Origin of the sequence: Daejeonella sp., assembly GCF_030695525.1 — a bacterium.
GTDB lineage: Bacteria > Bacteroidota > Bacteroidia > Sphingobacteriales > Sphingobacteriaceae > Daejeonella.
In genome coordinates, this window is the sequence record NZ_JAUYSS010000046.1 from 57,543 (window position 1) to 78,381 (window position 20,839).

At 39.9% G+C, this 20,839-nt stretch carries 16 protein-coding genes; 9 read left to right on the forward strand and 7 right to left on the reverse strand.

The window, feature by feature from the left end; all coding sequences use genetic code 11:
• Nucleotides 1–29 precede the first annotated feature (29 nt).
• A complete protein-coding gene (locus Q8S11_RS09980; protein ID WP_305661950.1) occupies nucleotides 30–1,679 on the forward strand; it encodes a murein L,D-transpeptidase in 1,650 nt (549 codons plus the stop codon).
• 170 nt (nucleotides 1,680–1,849) lie between these two features.
• Nucleotides 1,850–2,467 (forward strand): hypothetical protein, encoded by a 618-nt coding sequence (locus tag Q8S11_RS09985; protein WP_305661951.1) that lies wholly within the window; start codon nucleotides 1,850–1,852, stop codon nucleotides 2,465–2,467.
• A gap of 799 nt (nucleotides 2,468–3,266) precedes the next feature.
• Here Q8S11_RS09985 and Q8S11_RS09990 read toward each other — a convergent pair.
• The 6 genes from Q8S11_RS09990 to Q8S11_RS10015 all read right to left on the reverse strand — a co-directional run bounded on the left by Q8S11_RS09990 (nucleotide 3,267) and on the right by Q8S11_RS10015 (nucleotide 11,709).
• Complete coding sequence (locus Q8S11_RS09990) at nucleotides 3,267–4,136, reverse strand: cbb3-type cytochrome c oxidase N-terminal domain-containing protein (protein WP_305661952.1); 870 nt, start codon at nucleotides 4,134–4,136, stop codon at nucleotides 3,267–3,269.
• A gap of 4 nt (nucleotides 4,137–4,140) precedes the next feature.
• Complete coding sequence (locus tag Q8S11_RS09995; protein ID WP_305661953.1) at nucleotides 4,141–4,308, reverse strand: hypothetical protein; 168 nt, start codon at nucleotides 4,306–4,308, stop codon at nucleotides 4,141–4,143.
• A gap of 31 nt (nucleotides 4,309–4,339) precedes the next feature.
• Nucleotides 4,340–6,469, reverse strand: coding sequence for a cytochrome-c oxidase, cbb3-type subunit I (ccoN, locus tag Q8S11_RS10000; protein WP_305661954.1), 2,130 nt, complete (start codon nucleotides 6,467–6,469; stop codon nucleotides 4,340–4,342).
• 71 nt (nucleotides 6,470–6,540) lie between these two features.
• Nucleotides 6,541–6,714, reverse strand: a complete 174-nt coding sequence (gene ccoS, locus Q8S11_RS10005) for a cbb3-type cytochrome oxidase assembly protein CcoS (RefSeq protein ID WP_305661955.1) — start codon at nucleotides 6,712–6,714, stop codon at nucleotides 6,541–6,543.
• Nucleotides 6,711–9,113, reverse strand: a complete 2,403-nt coding sequence (locus Q8S11_RS10010; RefSeq protein ID WP_305661956.1) for a heavy metal translocating P-type ATPase metal-binding domain-containing protein — start codon at nucleotides 9,111–9,113, stop codon at nucleotides 6,711–6,713. Before Q8S11_RS10010 ends, ccoS begins: the two co-directional genes overlap by 4 nt.
• Before the next feature lie 106 nt (nucleotides 9,114–9,219).
• Nucleotides 9,220–11,709 (reverse strand): cation-translocating P-type ATPase, encoded by a 2,490-nt coding sequence (locus tag Q8S11_RS10015; RefSeq protein ID WP_305661957.1) that lies wholly within the window; start codon nucleotides 11,707–11,709, stop codon nucleotides 9,220–9,222.
• A 235-nt stretch (nucleotides 11,710–11,944) separates the two neighbouring features.
• On the opposite strand from Q8S11_RS10015, the gene Q8S11_RS10020 reads away from it, so the two are divergent.
• The 3 genes from Q8S11_RS10020 (at nucleotide 11,945) to gdhA (ending at nucleotide 16,538) form a co-directional block, all read left to right on the forward strand.
• A complete protein-coding gene (locus tag Q8S11_RS10020) occupies nucleotides 11,945–12,778 on the forward strand; it encodes a universal stress protein (RefSeq protein ID WP_305661958.1) in 834 nt (277 codons plus the stop codon).
• A gap of 142 nt (nucleotides 12,779–12,920) precedes the next feature.
• On the forward strand, nucleotides 12,921–15,020 hold the full coding sequence (locus tag Q8S11_RS10025; RefSeq protein ID WP_305661959.1) for a PQQ-binding-like beta-propeller repeat protein: 2,100 nt from the start codon (nucleotides 12,921–12,923) through the stop codon (nucleotides 15,018–15,020).
• Between the two features lie 177 nt (nucleotides 15,021–15,197).
• Nucleotides 15,198–16,538 (forward strand): NADP-specific glutamate dehydrogenase, encoded by a 1,341-nt coding sequence (gene gdhA / locus Q8S11_RS10030; RefSeq protein ID WP_305661960.1) that lies wholly within the window; start codon nucleotides 15,198–15,200, stop codon nucleotides 16,536–16,538.
• A gap of 184 nt (nucleotides 16,539–16,722) precedes the next feature.
• On the opposite strand, the gene Q8S11_RS10035 is transcribed toward gdhA, so the two are convergent.
• Entirely contained in the window at nucleotides 16,723–16,902 is a 180-nt protein-coding gene (locus tag Q8S11_RS10035) for a hypothetical protein (protein WP_305661961.1), read from the reverse strand.
• 159 nt (nucleotides 16,903–17,061) lie between these two features.
• On the opposite strand from Q8S11_RS10035, the gene Q8S11_RS10040 reads away from it, so the two are divergent.
• The 4 genes from Q8S11_RS10040 to ygiD all read left to right on the forward strand — a co-directional run bounded on the left by Q8S11_RS10040 (nucleotide 17,062) and on the right by ygiD (nucleotide 20,507).
• Nucleotides 17,062–17,475 carry a GreA/GreB family elongation factor gene (locus Q8S11_RS10040; protein ID WP_305661962.1) on the forward strand — a complete coding sequence of 138 codons (414 nt, stop codon included), beginning with the start codon at nucleotides 17,062–17,064 and terminating at the stop codon, nucleotides 17,473–17,475.
• Nucleotides 17,476–17,600: 125 nt separating this feature from the next.
• Nucleotides 17,601–18,893, forward strand: coding sequence for an MgtC/SapB family protein (locus tag Q8S11_RS10045; protein WP_305661963.1), 1,293 nt, complete (start codon nucleotides 17,601–17,603; stop codon nucleotides 18,891–18,893).
• A 96-nt stretch (nucleotides 18,894–18,989) separates the two neighbouring features.
• A complete protein-coding gene (locus Q8S11_RS10050) occupies nucleotides 18,990–19,571 on the forward strand; it encodes a YbhB/YbcL family Raf kinase inhibitor-like protein (protein WP_305661964.1) in 582 nt (193 codons plus the stop codon).
• A gap of 102 nt (nucleotides 19,572–19,673) precedes the next feature.
• The gene (gene ygiD, locus Q8S11_RS10055; RefSeq protein WP_305661965.1) at nucleotides 19,674–20,507 is read left to right on the forward strand and encodes a 4,5-DOPA dioxygenase extradiol; all 834 of its coding nucleotides are present in this window, start codon (nucleotides 19,674–19,676) and stop codon (nucleotides 20,505–20,507) included.
• Nucleotides 20,508–20,839: the final 332 nt, after the last annotated feature.

The window sequence follows — 20,839 nt, forward strand, 5'->3', positions numbered from 1 at the left end:
TATTAATACTAAAAAGCAGATCAAAATAAATGAATATTAATAACCCAGTGTACCTGTTTTTATTAATCATGGTCTCACTTCTCCCTTTCCAGGGTTGCAGTCAGGACAAGAAGAACACCTTAATGAATAGTCAAGATTCTTTAAGGAATCATGATATGAATGAATGGAACAAGAGTATTCCGGGCAGTTTCAGTACTCAATCAAAATCCAAATTCGATAGTCTGGAGATTGGAGTTTTCCTTAGCCAATATCCTAAGTTAAAAAAGTATGAAAGAAACATCAGTACTTTTTATAGCCGTAGAAATATGGCCTTTGCATGGTTTGATAAGAAAGGTCTGATCGAACATGCCGCCAACCTGACCGACCGGGTTAGGAACCTGCAATATGATGGAGTAAATAAGGAGTTACCCTACCTGCAATCACTTGATTCACTGATTTTTGAAAATAGTCTGGAGAAGCTCCCTGATTCAAGTATGTTGAAATTGGAATTAATGCTCACCGCACAGTATTTCGCTTTTGCGGATGTTGTTTGGGAAGGAATGGATGCCAGTATTTCAAGGAAGGTGGATTGGAATCTACCCAGAAAAAGAGTTTCTTATGAAGTATTCCTTGATAGTATTCTAAAAACTGCTCCTGAGCAAATTAAAGATCTTAAGCGACCGGTGAACAGGCAATATGGACTATTGAGGAAATTTCTTCAAAATTACAGTGAACTAGAACAGAAGGGTAAATGGTTCGAAATTAAGGCTTCGGTTAAGTCATTAAGGCCTGGAGATAGTTCTGATGTGATTGTTTATATCAAGCAGAGGCTGAACGAACTTGGGGATCTTAAAATTGATGATGGCCTCCCATTATATGATGAATACCTCAAAACAGCTGTGAGTAGCTTTCAGTTAAGACATGGCTTGAAGGATGATGGGATTATTGGAAAGACTACACTTGCAGAAATGAATGTTCCGTTTAAGCAAAGAATTAAGCAGTTAATAGTCAACATGGAAAGAAGCCGCTGGGTGCCAGCCAGCCTTAGCAGTGAATATCTGGTTGTAAATATTCCTGAGTTTAAATTACATGTTAACAGTGGTGATAAATTATTATGGAGCTGTAATATTGTAGTAGGTAAACCAATCCATAAAACAGCGGTATTTAGCGGAGAACTAAAATACGTAGTCTTTAGTCCGTATTGGAATATTCCAAAAAGCATTGTGATCAATGAGGTGCTCAAGGATATGCGGCGCGACCGAAATTACCTTAATAAAAATAACATGGAGATTACAGGCTACCGGGATGGGATTCCGGAGATCAGGCAAAGGCCCGGACCTACCAATTCTTTGGGTCTTGTAAAATTCCTTTTCCCTAACAATTACAACATGTATCTGCATGATACTCCTGCCAAATCCCTGTTCAACGAACCCAGCAGGGCTTTCAGCCATGGATGTATGCGTGTTCAGGAACCTTTTAAACTTGCTCAGTTTCTTCTCAAAAATGATCCTTTCTGGGATGATGAAAAGATTAATGCGGCCATGAATGCAGGAACAGAGCGCACGGTAACCCTGAAGGAAGGAGTACCAGTATTCATTGTTTATTTTACAGCTTTTGTCGACAGGGATGGCAAGATTAATTTCCGTAAGGATATTTATGAACGTGATGAGCGTATGGCAGAAATGATGTTGATTAATTAGGTCTCTGTATCAAAAGCTTCCCCTCTGTTTTAAATTAATATCGTCCGGGTATAAAATTCGCTGTGCTTGTAACACTTTTCTGCAAAATTCCGTCTTACTAAATAACGCCTGTATTTCGGGTTTGTGACTCGCGGTGCAGGTGAATTTTTAATTTACTGATTTTTAATGCAATGATTGTTATTGATAAAAAGCTTCTTTTAGTTTTATTAACCTGTTTTGTGATTTTTTCAGGCTCCTGTAAAAAGTCAAAAAATAGGGTACCCGAACCTATTGCTGAGAGCAATGTTCTTTTCAATGAATTTACAGACCCGCTTGTGTTGAGTCAGGCGGGTACAAAACTCTTCGTGGATATGGACAAGGATGGAACAAATGATCTTGCCTTCAGGCTATCTGTCCTACCTGAAAATTTAATGACCACATTTTTTTATATCGCAGAGCCATTGAACGAAAATGTTCAACTTGTTGCCTGTGGACTTTTGGATGCTTATGCATTCCCAACAAATGATGTAATATTTGACATTATACCCTCAACAGATTCAAAGCGATGGTCAGGAAGCAATGGTATTCTTTTGGAGAAGTATGTTTATCAGTCGGATATAGAGCGGATAGGGATGTTTAATGGCAGCCGAAAATTATACCTTGGTGTAAGAATTAAAAAAGAACGGGTATTTCACTACGGCTGGGTTGAAATCCGACATGAGGCGAGTTTGGATATTGATAGGATTGTCATTGCTGGAACAGGACTTTTTAAATTGTCTGAACGAGCAATTAAAGCCGGTATACATTAATATTATAAGGGAAAAGAGAATTGAATATCATTTTCTTGTAAAGGTTTTTGTTATATCCAAGCATACCTGCCACTGAATCTTTTAGCCAGCTTTTTAATGCTATATTTGAGATTATCAGAACCATTGGGTTTTATTATGGATGAATCTACAAGTATGTACAATGTTAAAATGCTATGTGTTGCAAACAGCATACATGTGTTATATCTCTCTTACATTCAACATGATAGAGACAATTTTCCAATAGGTTTTACCTTCCAGACAAGTAGTAAAGACTTCATTTCCTAAGCCCCGGTCTTTTCAGATCGGGGCCATTCGGCCTATTCTTAATTTCATTCAGGTTTTTCACATTTGAGTTAACTGATTGATGATTTGTTCCTGATGTTTTTAATCAGATTCAATTTTCCTTTTTGCGATTTATCATGATCTGGGGCCGAATATTTCAAAGCGATTTTATGATTAAAAATAGCCTTCGCCTAGAATAATTAAATTTTAACGTAAAGAATATAGTAATGAAACTTATATGTCCAGAGCACGGTGGAACTATCGAGATTGTAGGAGTCCACATTTCTAATACAAAAGATCTGAAAATTGAGAATTTTGTTACCGAATGTCCTGTTTGTGATGATGAGGTTATAATTAACGGAGTTTTTGATTTCGATGATGATGGGATCCCCAAGCAGATAATCTGATTTATGAATCTTAACTTTTGCAAGACAATTAGAAAGATTGGGGTACATGAAAACATAAAAACCCGGATTTCATTAAGAATCCGGGTTTTTGCTGGATATAAATGGGTTGTTTATAATTTCACACCTTGTGGAGCTTTAGGATTAGGCGGATTTGTGCCCTGTAAACTCAGTATGTAATTTGATAAGTCGGAGGTTTGTTTCGGTGTCAGCGTTTTTTCCCAGGCAATCATTCCTTTTTCAGGAACTCCATATTTAATGGTTTTGAAGATATCATTAACTGTTCCTCCATGGATCCATGAATCATCTGCCAGGTTTGGTCCCACAGTTCCCTCACCCAATACACCATGGCATGCGATACAATTCTGAGTATAGACCGCCTTGCCTGCCGCAATCACTCCAGCCTCAGTACTTACCTTGACACTATTCTCGTCAATTAGTTCACCGGAATTTGCAAGAAATGCTGCCTTTTCAACTTCAGCTGCTTTCATTTCTATCGCATATTCTTCATCCTGGAGCGGGCTCCATTCAAAAACGTGGTAATTAAGCATGTAAACCACTGCAAAAAGAATAGTTGAATAGAATAAACCCATGAACCAGGCGGGTGTTGGATTATCGAGTTCCACAATACCATCAAATTCGTGATCCATCATGATATCCTTTTCCTCAGAAATCGGTCTCAGACCCATTAATTTTGACCAAATACCCGGACTGGATTTTTCTGTAGCCTCCCATTCCGAATATTCAAGCATCCGTTTAGGTTCTTCAAGTGTTACCAATGAAGGATTCTTTATCTCATTGGCCATAATTTGCACCGTTTTGAGCAAGACAAGGGAAACAATCAGGAAGAGAAGGGCGATCAGAAATAGTATCACAACTACTTCTGAAAAAGTATTTCCCGTGTTTCTGCCCGCAGATGTTTCAGCAGCCAATAATGGTCCGGCAGTTAACAGGATTGCAATTGTGTAAATCAAACGTTTCATAATTCTATGCTTTATCATCATTTAAAGGGAGCTCACTCATATAAGTGATGTGTTTTTTTTTCATCGTGAAAAGCATTACAGTAACCACAATAAAAAATACTAAAAATATACCGAGCGAGGTGATCAGATAGACATCTGCGCCAAGTGATTGATCTATAAATTGTCTGAACATATCTTTTGAATTAAGTTTCTATGTGTTTTTCTTATTGATTTGAACCTGTTCCACCTGCCTTGATATCAATCCCAAGCCGCTGCAGATAAGCAATGAGCGCTATGATCTCCTTATCGCTCTGAACTTTAATATTATCTGTTGCCAGGTTAGCTGTAATGGCATCTGCCTGTGTCTTCAGGTCAGCATTTGCTTTTAGCTCATAACCAATTTCATAAGGGACTCCAAGAGTACGCATCGCATTGATCTTTGCAACAGTAGTAGTAGTGTCAAGGGTTTGGTCAATGAGCCATGGGTAGGCAGGCATGATACTTCCGGGTGACATGGTTGTCGGATCCAGCATGTGGTTGAATTGCCATGCATTGGAATATTTACCTCCCTGACGGTGTAAATCCGGACCAGTACGTTTAGATCCCCATAAGAATGGATGATCATATACAAATTCACCGGCTTTGCTGTATTCGCCATAACGTTCAGTTTCTGAACGGAATGGCCTGACCATTTGTGAGTGACAGCTTACACAACCTTCGCGGATGTAAATATCACGACCTTGTAATTCGAGCGGACTATAAGGTTTGACACTTGCGATGGTTGGAATATTAGACTGGATCATAAACGTTGGCATCATCTCAACCATACCGCCAATCAGAATCACAATCAATGACAGAACCAGGAAATACATTGGTTTGCGCTCGAGAGAACGGTGCCAGGTTTTTTCACCACTACCAGGCGAAAAGGCTGGCTCAAGGGCCATAGCTTCGGCTGGCTCATCGGCAACAAGTTGTCCGCTAGCAGCAGTTTTGATCAGGTTATAGCACATCGCTATTACACCAACCAGGTATAATAAACCACCGATTGCCCTAAACATATGCATTGGGAGAAGCTGAAGGGTAGTTTCCAGGAAATTTGGATATTTTAACATCCCTTCAGGAGTGAACTCTTTCCACATTAAGCCTTGTAAAAATCCCGACAGATACATCGGAATCGCATAGAAGAGGATACCAAGTGTACCTATCCAGAAGTGGAATGCAACCAATTTTTTAGAGAATATCTCGGTTTTGTACATGCGGGGGATTAGCCAATACAGAATAGCAAAGGTTAAGAATCCGTTCCATCCCAGTGCGCCTACGTGTACGTGTGCTACTATCCAATCTGTAAAGTGTGCAATAGCATTTACCTGCTTAAGTGAAAGTAAGGGCCCTTCAAATGTAGCCATACCATAGGCAGTAATACCTACCACCATAAACTTCAGATTGGTATCTTCACGCACCTTGTCCCAGGCACCTCGCAGAGTCAAAAGACCGTTAATCATTCCTCCCCAGCTCGGTGCAATCAGCATAATGGAGAATGCAACACCAAGGGATTGAGCCCATCCCGGTAAGGATGAATATAAGAGGTGGTGCGGGCCAGCCCAAATGTAAATGAAAATGAGTGACCAGAAGTGCAGAATACTTAATTTATAAGAATAAACCGGGCGTTGAGCCATTTTAGGAAGGAAATAATACATCATTCCCAGATATGGGGTGGTTAAGAAGAATGCTACAGCATTGTGACCATACCACCATTGTACCAGAGCATCCTGAACACCGGCATACAAATAATAACTTTTGAAAGCTGAAATCGGAAGCTGAAATGAATTCACAATGTGAAGCACAGCAACGGTTACAAAGGTCGCAATATAGAACCAAATGGCTACGTACATGTGCCTTTCACGGCGCTTGATAATTGTACCGAACATGTTAATCCCGAATACCACCCAAATGAGGGTAATTGCAATATCGATTGGCCATTCAAGTTCTGCATATTCATGCGAAGTAGTTAAACCCAGAGGCAGCGTAATGGCTGCGGCAACTATGATCAGTTGCCATCCCCAGAAGTGGATGCTGCTCAGTGTATCACTAAACATCCTCGCCTTCAGAAGCCTTTGTAAGGAATAATAAACTCCCATGAAAATTCCGTTTCCAACAAATGCAAAGATTACGGCATTGGTGTGTAATGGACGGATACGGCCAAAAGTAGTGTACTGATTGCCAAGGTTCATGTCCGGACTGAAGAGCTGCAATGCAATCAATAATCCGACAGTCATTCCGATAAGTCCCCATACCACGGTGGCTATCGCGAAATTCCTTACAATCTTGTTGTCATAACTGAATTTTTCAAGCATACTTTATGTTTTTATTTATGGTGTAAAATTAAAGAGATCACATGACAATCATGTGACATAACTTATTCAAATTAATGATCTTTATCACTTTTTGTTTTCAATGGGATATCGTCGTCAAATAATATCCTCACTCCCGGTGTATAAGTATCATCGTTCTGCCCATTTTTCATGGCCCAGAAAAATGCAATTAAAAAGATCAGTGCAAGTAATACGCTGCAGCCGATCAGAAAATAGAGGATACTCATGTTAATTTATTTTTTCTTGCAAACAAATGGGTTGCGATACTAGTGAATGATATGATAGTTACTGTACTTAAAGGCATTAATATTGCAGCAAAAAGAGGGGATAATAAACCCTGAACTGCGAAGAATAAGCCGATAATATTATAGGTTATTGAGATGCCAAAACTGATATGTATAACTTTTATAGCATCTTTTGCCTGTTGGATAAATCGAGGAAGTTTTTCAAAACCCGCTCCGTCAAGTATCGCATCACATCCGGGAGAAAAATTATTGAGATTATCGGTCACCGCAATACCCAGATCACTCTGCTTCAATGCACCGGCATCATTCAGTCCGTCGCCCAGCATCATTACCTTTTTATCTATCTGCTGAAGTGCTTTTATGTAATCAAGTTTGTTCTGCGGACTCTGTTTGAAATGCATTTGATCCTTCCAGGGGAATGCAGGAAGAAGGAATTCACGCTCAGTATCCTGATCGCCTGATAATAAATGTAAACCCATTGAATTACTTAACTTAGCAAAAAGCTCTTTCAATCCCGGGCGCCACTTTTGCCTGAAACTAAAATATCCGGCATAATGATCGTCTATTTGAATATAAACAGTTCCGGTATCAGTATTGGCAGTCTTTATGTTCAGGAATGATGCACTTCCAATTCTAACCAGCTTTTTTCCAACCATACCTTCGATTCCTTTACCGGGAATTTCTTTGTATGAGCTAACCGGGTAGTATTCATTTATACGGATCCATTTTACCATTTCCCTGCTCAGCGGATGTCCTGAATTTCTGGCAAGTGAGCTGATCAGACATTTCTCCTCATAATTAAGATCCCCTTCAAAACTGATTTTGAAACCTTCCGGAGCCGTTATGGTTCCTGTTTTATCAAAAACAAGGGTGTTAATACGTGCCAGTTGTTCAACTATTGCTGTATTTTTAAGGTAGAATTTATTCCGGTCAAAGATGCTTAGTACGGCCGATAATGTAAAAGGGGAACTCAGGGCAAGGGCACATGGACAGGCTATGATCAGTACCGCTGTAAATGATTGCCATGCTTTTAAGTTCTCGCTGCTTATCCACCAGAATGCTGCTGAACCAAATGCAATGAGCAGAAGTACAACACTGAAATAGCGGCTGACGGTATCACTAAAGGTATTTATTTTTTTTCTCTTCCCTTCAAAAGCTTCATTATTCCAAAGGCTGGTCAGATAACTCTGAGAAACAGGTTTGATCACCTCAAGTTCTATGGCTTCATTGATCTGCCTTCCTCCGGCATATACAATTTCACCCAATACTTTCTGTACAGGCGAGGATTCACCCGTAACAAAACTGAAGTCGATCACAGCATCCCCCTTCATCAGAATAGTATCAGCGGGTATCACTTCATTGTTTCTGATCAGGATTCTGTCGCCAACTTTCAGCTCATCCATCGGAATTGGTTTTTCGGATCCTTCGCTGATCAGGGTTACCGCAACAGGGAAGTACGACCTGTAATCCCGCTCAAATGAAAGATGATGATAAGTACGTTGCTGCACCCAGCGACCAATTAGCAGGAAAAACACTAGTCCGCATAAAGTATCCACAAAACCTGCACCTGTACCGCTAATAATTTCATATAAAGAGCGTATCAGCATTATTGCAATACCTAATGCAAGTGGAAAGTCGAGATTTAATACCTTGTTTCTCAGATTTTTCCATGCAGATATAAAATAATCACGGCCACTATAAAATACCACCGGGATTGCAAATACCAGGTTGAGCCATCCAAAAAAAGACTTAAACTGATATTCAAAACCCGCAAGACCGAAATACTCAGGAAAGCTTAAAAGCATTACATTGCCAAAACAAAATCCTGCAACCGCAATCTTTTTGATCAGATCCCTGTCAGAGACCTTGTTTTGTTCCTTGACTACGTCCTGTAAACTGATTACAGGCTCGTATCCGATTGAACTTAACATGATCACCAGCCCACTTAATGAGAGTTCATGATGTTTAAATGTAATGCTGACCTGTTTTTTCAGGAAATCGATACGTGAATTGACAATAGAACTGTTAATTTTATAAAGATGTTCGAGCAGCCATAGACAGGAACTGCAATGAATTGCCGGAATATAAAGCGTGATGATACTGATTGTATCATCTGAATAATCAACTAGGGCAGCGGAAATCTTTGGTTCATCCAGATAGTCATAATGGGATAATTTATCACTTTGTGTTTTGCCAGGATTATTGTTGTAAACGTAGTAATTGCAGAGCTGATTTTCTGAAAGAATCTGATAAACACTCTGACAGCCAATACAGCAAAATTCCTTTTCATCAAAATGATACTGTTCATCCAAACAATCATTTCCACAGTGATAGCACTGTTTTGTTACCTCTGTTTCAGCTTGTGGACTTAAATTATTCATGCATTCAAAAATGATGGCTAATTCATTGCTCTGAAATGACTCCGATTATACAATTGCGTGATCAGTGTCACTAATTTTATTCAAATTAATAATTTAAAGCGAGTACTTAAGTTCTTCTTTTTATAAATTTAAATATTTCTATCCACATTACACCAGCAAATGCGGCAATCAGACAATAACTAAGATCAATGGCCTGAAGGGGTACAAACTGAAATATTTTTTGGAATGGCGTAAAATAAATTGAAAGCAGCAGAATGATCAGTGAAGCACTTAATATCAAGGGAATCAGGATATTTTTATAAAGTATTGTTGTCAACACGGAATAATAGAATGATCTGTTTGCAAGGGTAAGGAAAATATTGCTTAGAATAAGGGTACTGTAAATAATGGTTCTCACTTCAGCAATAGAGTGTTCATTTTTCATATAATAAAAACCTATTCCAAGGCAAAAACCCGTAATAACTAGTCCTTGTATAATACTCATAGACAGCTCATTAAAGGAGAAAAAACTGGTGCTAAGTTTTCGGGGAGCCTTTGACATAGAGTCGGGTTCGATAGGCTCATTCTCGAAAATTATGGAGCAGGTTGGCCCCATAATCAATTCCAGAAAAATAACATGGACAGGTGTAAAGATGTTGGTGTATTCCCAGGAGAGTATTAATGGGACAGTAACGATTAAAATGATAGGGATATGTATGGAAATGATATACTGAATGGCTTTCTTCAGATTCTCATAAATTCTTCTGCCAATGGCGATGGCTTCAACCATATGGGAGAGATCATCGTCGATCAGGATAAGGGATGAAGCCTGCCGGGCAACTTCTGAGCCCTTTTTACCCATAGCAATACCTATATGGGCAGATTTCAGTGCTAAACTATCATTTACACCATCTCCAGTCATTGCCACCACATGCCCTTTCTGTTTCAGTGCTTCAATAATCCTGAGTTTCGCTTCAGGAAACATTCTGGTAAAAATATTACAGTTACCGGCTGCCTTTAATACATCTTTATCACTCATGTCAATCAGATCTTTCCCATCAAGTGTATTTTCTGCATCCCTGAACCCACATTGTTTCGCAATTGTAGATGTTGTTAAAGCATTATCACCGGTTATAATTTTAACTGAAATCCCTGCATTGTAGAATTGCTTAAACACATTTTCAATATTATGTTTTGGAGGATCATAAAATGCAAGGAGGCCGATGAAAGTAAATTGAAAATCCTGTTGATTTTCAGGAAAAGAAACGCCTTTAAACTTCGCCTGGGCAACTCCCAGGATTCTGTAGCCTTTGGATGCCAGTTCTTTTATTTTTTCGCTTATCTTTTCTTTTTCACCCTTTTTGAGGCCTGATACATTCATGATTTGTTCTGGTGCTCCTTTTGCTGCGATGATCCGGTTCCCCTGCTTGTTTTCAAACAGATGGGTCATCATTGGCGGTTGCCCTCCCAGCGGGTATTCATGAATCATTTTGTAAGCAGGTCTCTCATCTTTTATGGTATGCTTTTTATAAAATTCATGTAAAGCGATCTCCATGGGGTCGAATGGAACTGGTTCTGAAGCCCACATGCCGAATTCGGCTGCTTCATTCAGTAACTTCTGTTCAGTCAGATCTTCATTAGTTAATGTCTCATCTGTTTTATAGTTGTATACTGCCGTAAGTTCCATCCGGTTCTCGGTGATTGTGCCGGTTTTATCGATACAAATTACTGTCGAGGCACCCAGGGTTTCTACCGTATTCAGACCTTTGACCAGGATGCCGGTTTTTGATAATTTCCATGCTCCCAGTGCCATGAATGTTGTGAAAGCAACCGGGATTTCTTCCGGGAGTATGGACATAGCCAGGGTTAAAGCACTTAACAGGCTTTCCAGAAATTGACGAGTTTGATAGTAATTAATGCCCAGAACAAGTAGAAAACAGACCAGTCCCACCAGCGTCATTGCTTTGACAAACCTAAGTATCTGTTTGTATAATGGCGGCTTTTCTGTTTTGATGTTTTTTGCAAGTGCTGCCAGTTGTGCGGCCCGGCTCTCTGCACCACTTGCAGTTACTTCATATACTGCAAGTCCAGATACTGCTAATGTGCCCTGAAAGACTACATTATTTTCCTTGCTGGTATTCTTACTTACCGATAAGGACTCTCCTGTAAGTGCAGCTTCATTTACTGCAAAATCATTGCTTTGAACAATAATTCCGTCAGCAGCAAGCAGAGAGCCTTCTTCAGATATGAGATAATCACCGTTCACAATTTCCTCCGACCGGATTTCTTTCACTTCACCATCGCGGATAACTTTTGTCTTTGTTGCTGTCAAAACTTCTAGCAAGGATAATGCCTTACGACTTCTGTAAGTTTGAAAGAATGAGATCGCAGATACCAGAATAACAGCAGACATCAGAAAAATGGCTTCAGAAAATTCGCCAAGAAGCAGGTAGACACCTGCTGAGGCAATCAAGAGGATGAAGATAGGTTCAAGTACTGTTTCTTTCAGTATAATTAAGAATTCACTTTGCTCCGATTCCGGACGCAAATAATCTTTTTTCCTTGCAGTGACTTCTTCACTGCTAAGTCCTTTAAATGGGAATGGATTTTTTGACAAGCTGGATAATATTAGCGGTGAATTCCTGATTTTAAATTAGTCAAAATCATTCTAAAATTTATTTCAATCTGAATAAACTTATATGAGCCTTACTCGGAAACAGTAATTGAATATTCTCAAATATGCCGGTTTGTATATTGTTATTATATGATCATTGTCATCTGCTTTCCTGAGGAGAGTCATAAACTTCAAACTTCAAATTTGTATCTTAGTGTTTTAAATCAATCCGCTCAACATGAAAAAGATACTGGTAACAACTGATTTCTCATCAAATTCCAAAGCAGCAATGCGCTTTGCTATACAAATGGCTTCACAGCATGAATGTGAATTGACATTTTTTCATTCCTATTATATCATGAAGCCTACTTCCTGGGGTGAAAAGACTTTCACCAGTTATCAAAGTCATGAAGCCAGAAAGATTGAGCTCAAGCTTGAGAAATTTGTGGCGGGGGTATACAAGGGAATGGGTGCTGTTCCTAGTAAAATAAATCATGTGATAACCAGTTCTTTTGTAACTGACGCAAATATTATGAAATATGCCAAGGACAAATCATTTGATTTTATTTGCATCAGCAGAAGAGGTGGAGGCAAAATAAAAAAAATCTTTGGTACCAATACCTCTAACCTGATTCTGCAGTCTGAAGTGCCTGTTATTGCGGTTCCAAATACCTACCGGCATTCCAAAATTAAATCTGTTTTATATGCAACTGATCTTACCGATCTTGAAAAGGAGATGAAACGGGTAGTTGACTTTGCAAGCCCTTTGGGTGCAGACATTGAATTACTTCATATGAACTATCCCTCAGATGTTATTTTTAACTCGAAAGTGATTGAGAATATTATTCGCAAATACCCCAAGTCACACATTAAATACAGTCTTGAAAACATTAATTTGCTTTATAATCTGGTTGTTAACCTGCAGGCGGTGATCAAAAAACATAAACCTTCGGTACTGGTAATGTTTACTGACCAAAAGCAGGGATTTTTTCAGAAACTATTTCTTTCAAGCAGTACTGCAGAATATTCATTAAATTCATCAGTGCCATTACTGGTTTACCCGAAAAGTTAAGCTGTCTCAGACAAGAGCTTATTCTGAATCTCCTGAACATCAGGTTTGAAATTTTGTTCAGACAGTAAAGCTGATTCTCATAAATTTTTATAATTTAATGGGATGAAGCTTGCTCTAAATTATTAGGTCTAATGATATTATAATGAAGAATCTCCTGTTCAGGATTGCTGTAGTGTCGGGCATTTGCCTGTTGTTTATAAGTTTCCGTGCTAATCTGCTTAAGCCTTTGGAAAATGACTGGCCAGAATATCTTGGAGGGGCCGATAGAAATCATTATTCAGCACTTTCAAATATCAATACTTCGAATGTAAGCTCCCTGAGGCCAGTTTGGGAATTCCATACCGGAGATTCAGGACAGGTACAATGTAATCCCATCATAATTGAAAACCGATTGTATGCAGTAAGTGCTTCGAATCACCTGTTTGCGCTAAATGCAGCTACCGGACAGGAGTTATGGCGATTTGCCCCGGAAAGCAAGGGGGCATCGAATGTAAATAGGGGCGTGGCTTACTGGTCTAAAGGTAAGGATAAGCGAATCATGTTTGCATTTCAGACCTGGCTTTATGCAATTAATGCCCTTACAGGCAAACCTATCCTTTCGTTTGGTGATGCAGGCAGAGTAAGTTTGAAAAGCGGGCTTGGAGATGATTCTGCAACTAAATTCGTTTCATCAACAACACCCGGAACAATTTATGCTGACCTGATCATTATGCCGCTAAGGCTTGGAGAAGGCACAGGTTCTGCTCCCGGATATATTCAGGCATTTAATGTGAGGACAGGAAAGCTGGCCTGGGTATTTAAAACTATACCCCATCCAGGTGAACCCGGATATGAAACCTGGCCGGCAGATGCATACAAAAATCCGGCAATTGGTGCTGCAAATAATTGGGCAGGTATGGCAGTTGACCGGAAACGTGGAATTCTCTATGTTCCGACAGGTTCTGCATCATTTGATTTTTATGGAGGTAACCGTGAAGGTAAGAATCTCTATGCTAATTCTTTAATTGCTCTAAACGCCAAAACAGGGGAATATATATGGCATTTCCAAACCGTCCATCATGATATATGGGACAGGGATATTCCCGCTCCACCGAATCTGATCACAATTAAAAGAGAGGGTAAAATTATCGATGCAGTGGCTCAGGTGACTAAATCAGGGTATATTTTTGTTTTCGACCGTGTAACTGGTGAGCCGATTTTCCCGATAGATGAAGTTCCGGTACCACAATCTACCCTTCCTGGAGAAAAAACATGGCCAACACAACCCGTTCCACGTATGCCGAAGCCATTTGCAAGGCAAATCCTGACTGAAGATGATATTACTAATTTTTCCGGAAAGAGGGATTCCCTCCTAACTGTTTTCAGGCAGGCAAAACTAGGAGCTTTTGAACCACTGGATTTTCGGCAGACGCTCATTTTCCCGGGACCTGACGGTGGCGCAGAGTGGGGTGGAGCCGCTGTAGACAAAGAGGGTATTATGTATGTCAACTCCAATGAAATGGCCTGGTTATTTAGCCTCAGTCCTAAAAATGAAGTTAAATCAAAGACCCTGAGTTCGGGTAAATCTTTGTACCTGAATTATTGTCAATCCTGCCATCGGTCTGATTTTTCGGGCAATCCTCAGAGTGGCTACCCGGCTTTGATTGGAATCAGGGAACGTCTTGGCCGCTCAGTAACAGCAAGCCTGATTACGAATGGAAAGGGTATGATGCCTGGATTTAGCCAGATCAGTGATTCGGAGAAGCAATCCATTATTTCCTATATTTTTGGTGAAGAGAGGGAAGAATTATCTAACACTGCCATAGATCAGTATCCGGATGTGCCTTACCGTTTTAACGGATACAATAAATTTCTTGATGAAAATGGTTATCCGGCTATCAATCCGCCATGGGGAACACTCAGTGCAATTGATTTGAACACCGGCGAGCAGGTATGGCAGATTCCCTTAGGTGAATTCAGGGAGCTGAGTAAGAAAGGTATTCCCCAAACTGGTACTGAGAATTATGGCGGGCCGCTTGTAACTGCCGGTGGTTTGTTATTCATCGCTGCAACTAAAGACAATACCTTCAGGGCCTTTGATAAAAAAACCGGGAAATTACTCTGGGAGCATCCATTACCAGCATCAGGTTTTGCAACGCCGTCTACTTATATGGTTAATGGCAAACAGTATGTCGTTATTGCTTGCGGTGGGACGAAACTGGGGATGCACAAAGGAGACAGTTTTGTGGCCTTTGCATTGTAATATTTTTAACACTTATTGAATTTGATGCCGTCTTGTGTAAGAAAATTGATAAAAAATTACAATAAATAAAATTTTAATCTATTTTAGCCGACAGAATATCAATTTGGAATTTCACCTTCCTTGTTAATCTTCAATAAGTTTTATTAAAAATAAGCCCCCAAACCTATAAAGAATTATATGGATACGAATGTTAGTGAGTTTATGAAGATTGTGGAATCACGGAACGGGAATGAGCCTGAGTTTTTGCAGGCTGTATTTGAAGTGGCTGAATCCATTATTCCTTATAGTGAAAAGCATACGAAGTATAAATTAAATAAGGTTCTTGAACGGATGGCTGAGCCTGAAAGAGTAATTATTTTTAGAGTGCCATGGCTAAATGATAAAGGTGTAGTACAGATCAATCGTGGTTTCAGGGTTCAGATGAACAGTGCAATCGGCCCGTATAAAGGGGGACTTCGTTTCCATCCTTCAGTTAATTTAAGTGTATTAAAATTTCTTGCTTTTGAGCAGTCCCTGAAAAATAGTCTTACCGGACTACCAATGGGTGGTGGAAAAGGTGGTTCTGATTTTGATCCTAAAGGAAAATCAGATAATGAGGTAATGAAATTCTGCCAGAGCTTTATGACCGAACTTTACAGGCATGTTGGTCCCGACCTGGACATTCCTGCAGGGGATATTGGTGTGGGAGCCAGGGAAATAGGATTTATGTTTGGTCAATATAAACGCATTACCGGAGAATTTACCGGGGTTTTAACCGGTAAAGGGAATGAATGGGGTGGAAGTCTGATCCGTCCTGAAGCAACCGGATATGGTGTGGTTTATTTTGTTGAAGCCATGCTGAAGCTTAAAGGTGATTCTCTTGTGGGCAAGAAGGTTGTGATTTCCGGATCAGGGAATGTGGCCCAATATACTGTAGAAAAATGTATTGAAAAGGGTGCTAAAGTATTGACGATGTCAGATTCTGAAGGATATATCTTTGATCCTGAAGGTATTGATTCGGGGAAACTGGAGTATATTATGGAATTGAAGAATACCTTGCGTGGGAGGATTAAAGAATATGCTGTCAAATACGGTTGTGAATATCATGCAGGTAAAAAGCCATGGGGGGTTAAGTGTGATGTTGCCTTTCCAAATGCAACCCAAAACGAGCTGGATCAGAATGATGCACGAATTCTGGTTGCAAACGGATGTATTTGTGTAGCGGAAGGTGCTAATATGCCTTCAACTCCCGAGGCTATACATGTTTTTGAAGAGGCCAGAATTTTATATGCTCCCGGTAAGGCTGCAAATGCCGGGGGGGTAGCAGTTTCTGGCCTGGAAATGTCCCAGAATTCACTCCGCTATTCCTGGAGCCGTGATAAAATAGACAGCAAACTGAAGCTAATCATAGAACAGATTCATCAGGCCTGTGCCCTTTATGGACGCGAGGATAATGAATATGTCAACTATGTTAAAGGGGCGAATATCGCCGGCTTTGTAAAGATCGCTGATGCAATGCTTGCGCAAGGACTGGTATAAATTGTAGCCTGAATTGCGGACCACATTACTACATTACTATTCGAATCTAAAAATCATTAAATAACCCTGGAACTCGTGTTTTTTCGCCTTAAACTCCCGATTCTGATACCGGGCTGGTTTTTTTAATCCGGTATTAAGCTGTACCTTTGTAATAAGGGTGAATGCTTTTATGAAACATTTGGTGTTAAATTTTACGGAAATAATAAAGTGCCTTGCAGTCAAAATGCAGGTGGCCTACATTTCTAGCGCCATGTTCAACCGTCTCAACTTTCCAATCGGATATTCTTTCCAGGTAAGCAGTAAGGACTTTCTTAATTAAGCCCCAACCTTTTTTAACAGGTTTGGGGCCTTCTGGTCGATCCATTTTATTTTCATTATTTCGTTTCAAAAGCTAAGGACTTTAGGTTATCCTAATCTGTTTTCTTTAGCCCGAAGAAATCTTAAGGATAAAATCAGCTATCTCAAAGGAACCGTGCCTTTAACACAGAACAAACAATTATATGGAATTTTAATAATGAATAGTATGAAAATAGCTCAATTGATCTTATCGAAAAATGATTTTGAACTTTTGCAAAACCACCTAAATCTGAGTACCAAACTCTCAGAATTTAACAAAAAGAAGCTTAGCCTGGAATTAAAAACAGCCAGAGTTCTCAAATCTGAAGATATTCCTGATGACGTTATATCTGAGAATTCCTCTGTAGAGATTGAGGATATTGAAAGCGGACAGAAATATAATTTTATTCTGGTCAGCCCCAATAAGGCAGATTACAAAACCAATAGACTTTCTGTTCTGGCACCAATTGGAGTGGCCTTATTGGGCTATCGTCCGGGAATTGAAGTTGATTGGGAAATGCCAACAGGACTTCGTAAATTCAGGATAGTATCGGTTAAACGAACAACTGAATTGGAATCAGGTCAGGGAATTGAGAATTGAGAGGGGAGAATTAAGAGTGAATGATAATCAAGCAATTAATACTTGATTCAAATTGAACCAATAATTCTCTGACAACCAACAACTGAATTCTGATGTCTATCTTAGCCTAAAATTTACTACCCGGAATGGAATTTGGAGCCACACAGTTTTCTGATTTAAATTTGGAGCACCTAAGCGGTCTGCTTATCAGTATTGGAATAGGATTTCTGATAGGCATGGAGCGGCAATTTTCAAAGGAAACTCAAGAGCAAGAGGAGCAATTTGCGGGAATCAGAACCTTTACTATGGTTTCCATGTTTGGGTTTATATCCGCAATATTTTCTGCCGTAATGGGTGCATGGATATTTGGTGCAGTCCTGGTTTGTGTTTTTGCCTTTGTGATTATATCTTATATGCAGTTTTCCAGGCTGCCCAGTAATAAAGGTGCAACATCAGAATTCGCCCTTCTGATTACTTATATGCTTGGAGGACTGGTGTTTCTGGGTATGGTCTTGTTTGCACTAATTATCATGGTGGCAATGCTATTACTTCTGGCATTCAGACCAACTATACACCTCTTTGTAGAGAAACTGAAACGTAAGGAATTACTCGCTATCATCCTATTTGTGGTGATGTCGGCCCTGGTTATTCCTTTTCTTCCGGATGATAATTTCGGGCCCTATGGTTTATGGAACCTGAAGGAAATCTGGCAAATGGTAGTGCTGGTCTCTGGAACAAGTTTGGTGGGTTATATGATCGCCAAATTTATGGGTGAGAAAGGTACAATGGTCGCGGGACTGGTTGGTGGACTTGTTTCCAGCACTTCGGTGGCTCTGACCTTTTCGCGAAAAAGTAAAGAATCAGCATCGGCAAGTTCATCTTTTTATTATGCGATGGGTATTATCAGTGCCTGTACCATTATGTTTCCAAGAGTTCTTTTTGAGGTTTATGTGATTAATTGGGAACTATTCTTGGAATTATGGGTACCTATACTGATTATTTCAATGGCAGGTTTTGGATCTGCTTACTTGATCTATACCTTCAGAAAGGGTAAACCTGGCGGAGACGGAATTGTTCTCAAAAACCCACTTGATCTAGCCACTGCGATAAAGTTTGCGATACTATATGCAGCGATTCAGTGGCTCGTAAAATTTGCAGGTGTAAATTTCGGGGATAATGGAACCTATATCGCCGGTGCAATTTCAGGAATAACAGACGTGGATGCGATCACCCTTTCTATGGCTAAAATGGCTAAATCAGGAGGAGATTCTGCCACTGCCATTAACACGATTTTAATAGCTGCATTGTCCAATACCCTGGTCAAGTTCATGATTGTGCTCAGCATTGGAAGTGTCGAATTACGTAAAACCGCTTTTTTTGGATTTTGTGCTATTTTTCTTACCGGATCAGCCTATTTTCTTCTCTTTGCCAATTTCTGAAGACATTCAATTTGATATCCTTTATTTTACAGGCTTCATGCTGAATGAACCAATATAATTACTAATTTGCCGTTCGTATTTTAAACATTAACCGAAATGAAGAAGATATTTTCAATCGCTGCATTACTACTTAGTATTGCTTACTTAAGCAATGCACAAACTACTCCGGCACCAATGACTCTCTCCACCAATGCTTTTGCTGACGGGTCAATCATACCGGTGAAATTCAGCCAGGCTGCTCCTGGAGCAGCACCGGGTGAAGGAACTTCTCCTGCATTATCCTGGGGAAATGTACCTGCCGGAACTAAAAGTTTACTGCTTCATATGCATGATCTTGATTTTGTCAGGAATAAAACCACAGATGATCAGGTACACTGGCTGGTATGGAATATCCCTGCAAATTCCACAGGTTTTCCTGAAGGTCTTCCAAGAGGTGAGAAATTACCAGATGGCAGTTACCAGATAAGCGTGACTGGTCCGGTATACCGGGGTCCCGGAGCAGCGGCAAATGGCCCGCTGCATCATTATATGTTCGAAATTCTGGCCCTGGATATCACACTTGATTTTCCGGCAGTAAACAATGACCCTTTCGACACCAGAGCTAAAATTATGCAGACCATACAGGGACATATATTAGGTAAAGCTGTAATAGGAGGACTGTTTAAAAGGCCTCAATAAAATGAAATAAAAACTTGATTCAGATCAAGGCCTTTTTACCTCATAGCAATAGCACCGGAATTTTCAGGTGCTATTTTTGTAAACGATAATTGATTAAATGCCATGTCAGGTCTCAGTAAATTCAACAGATTTACCAGTGGTTTAAAGGAAGACGGGAACCTGATGCCTGTACTTTTTATCGGTCATGGTTCACCTATGAATGGAATTGAGGATAATGAATTTTCCCAGCGATGGAAACAACTGGCCCGTGAAATACCTCTGCCTGCAGCTGTGCTGGTTATTTCGGCTCACTGGTTAAGCAAAGGCACCAAAGTCACCGCAATGGATTTCCCCACTACGATCCATGATTTCGGGGGATTCCCACAGGCTCTGTTTGAGATTCAATACCCTGCACCCGGTAGTATTCAGCTTGCGAATGAAACTATTTCATTGTTACACTCAGTTCATGCAGAACCAGATCATGACTGGGGTCTTGACCATGGAGCCTGGACGGTGGTCAGGCATATGTACCCCGAAGCCAATGTCCCCGTATTACAAATGAGTATCGATTATTCTAAGGGACCGCAACTCCATTACGATCTTGCAAAAGACCTTTATTCTTTACGTAAAAAGGGAGTTCTGATTCTTGGAAGCGGTAATATGGTTCATAATTTAAGTATGGTTGCATGGGATCGTTTGAATGAACCCGGTTTCGGTTACGATTGGGCTTACGAACTAAATGATAAGTTTAAACAATTGATTGCGAATGGTGATCATCTGTCATTGATTAATTTCAGTACGATCAGCCCGGATATTTCAAAGGCTATACCCACAACCGAACATTACCTACCCTTGTTGTACAATTTAGGCCTCCAGGGAAAGAACGAGGTGGTCTCATTTTTTAATGATAAAGCGGTAGGAGGCTCATTGACTATGACCTCGGTAAGGATTGGGTAAATCCTGATTTGAAAGCCATCTGCTGGTGCACGCGTGCCGCGTGAACCAAAATTGGACTTTACCCAATATGTTTATAAATATTCACGGAATTGGTTATTTCAACAGATTACCCATGCATTTAGATGTGGTACAAGCGGCATGCGTGAACCATCATTCGATTCACTTATGCAGGCATTCTTTTTGGGCTAAGCCTGATTCTCATTGGAAATTTCAAAAACATTACTTATAAAGAGAATCCTTTAAAATAAAATCACCCGAATTAGTATTATTGTATTGTAATCCTCAGGCCATTCCGGCTGTCATGTTAAAATTAATATTTTTCAGACTAAGGG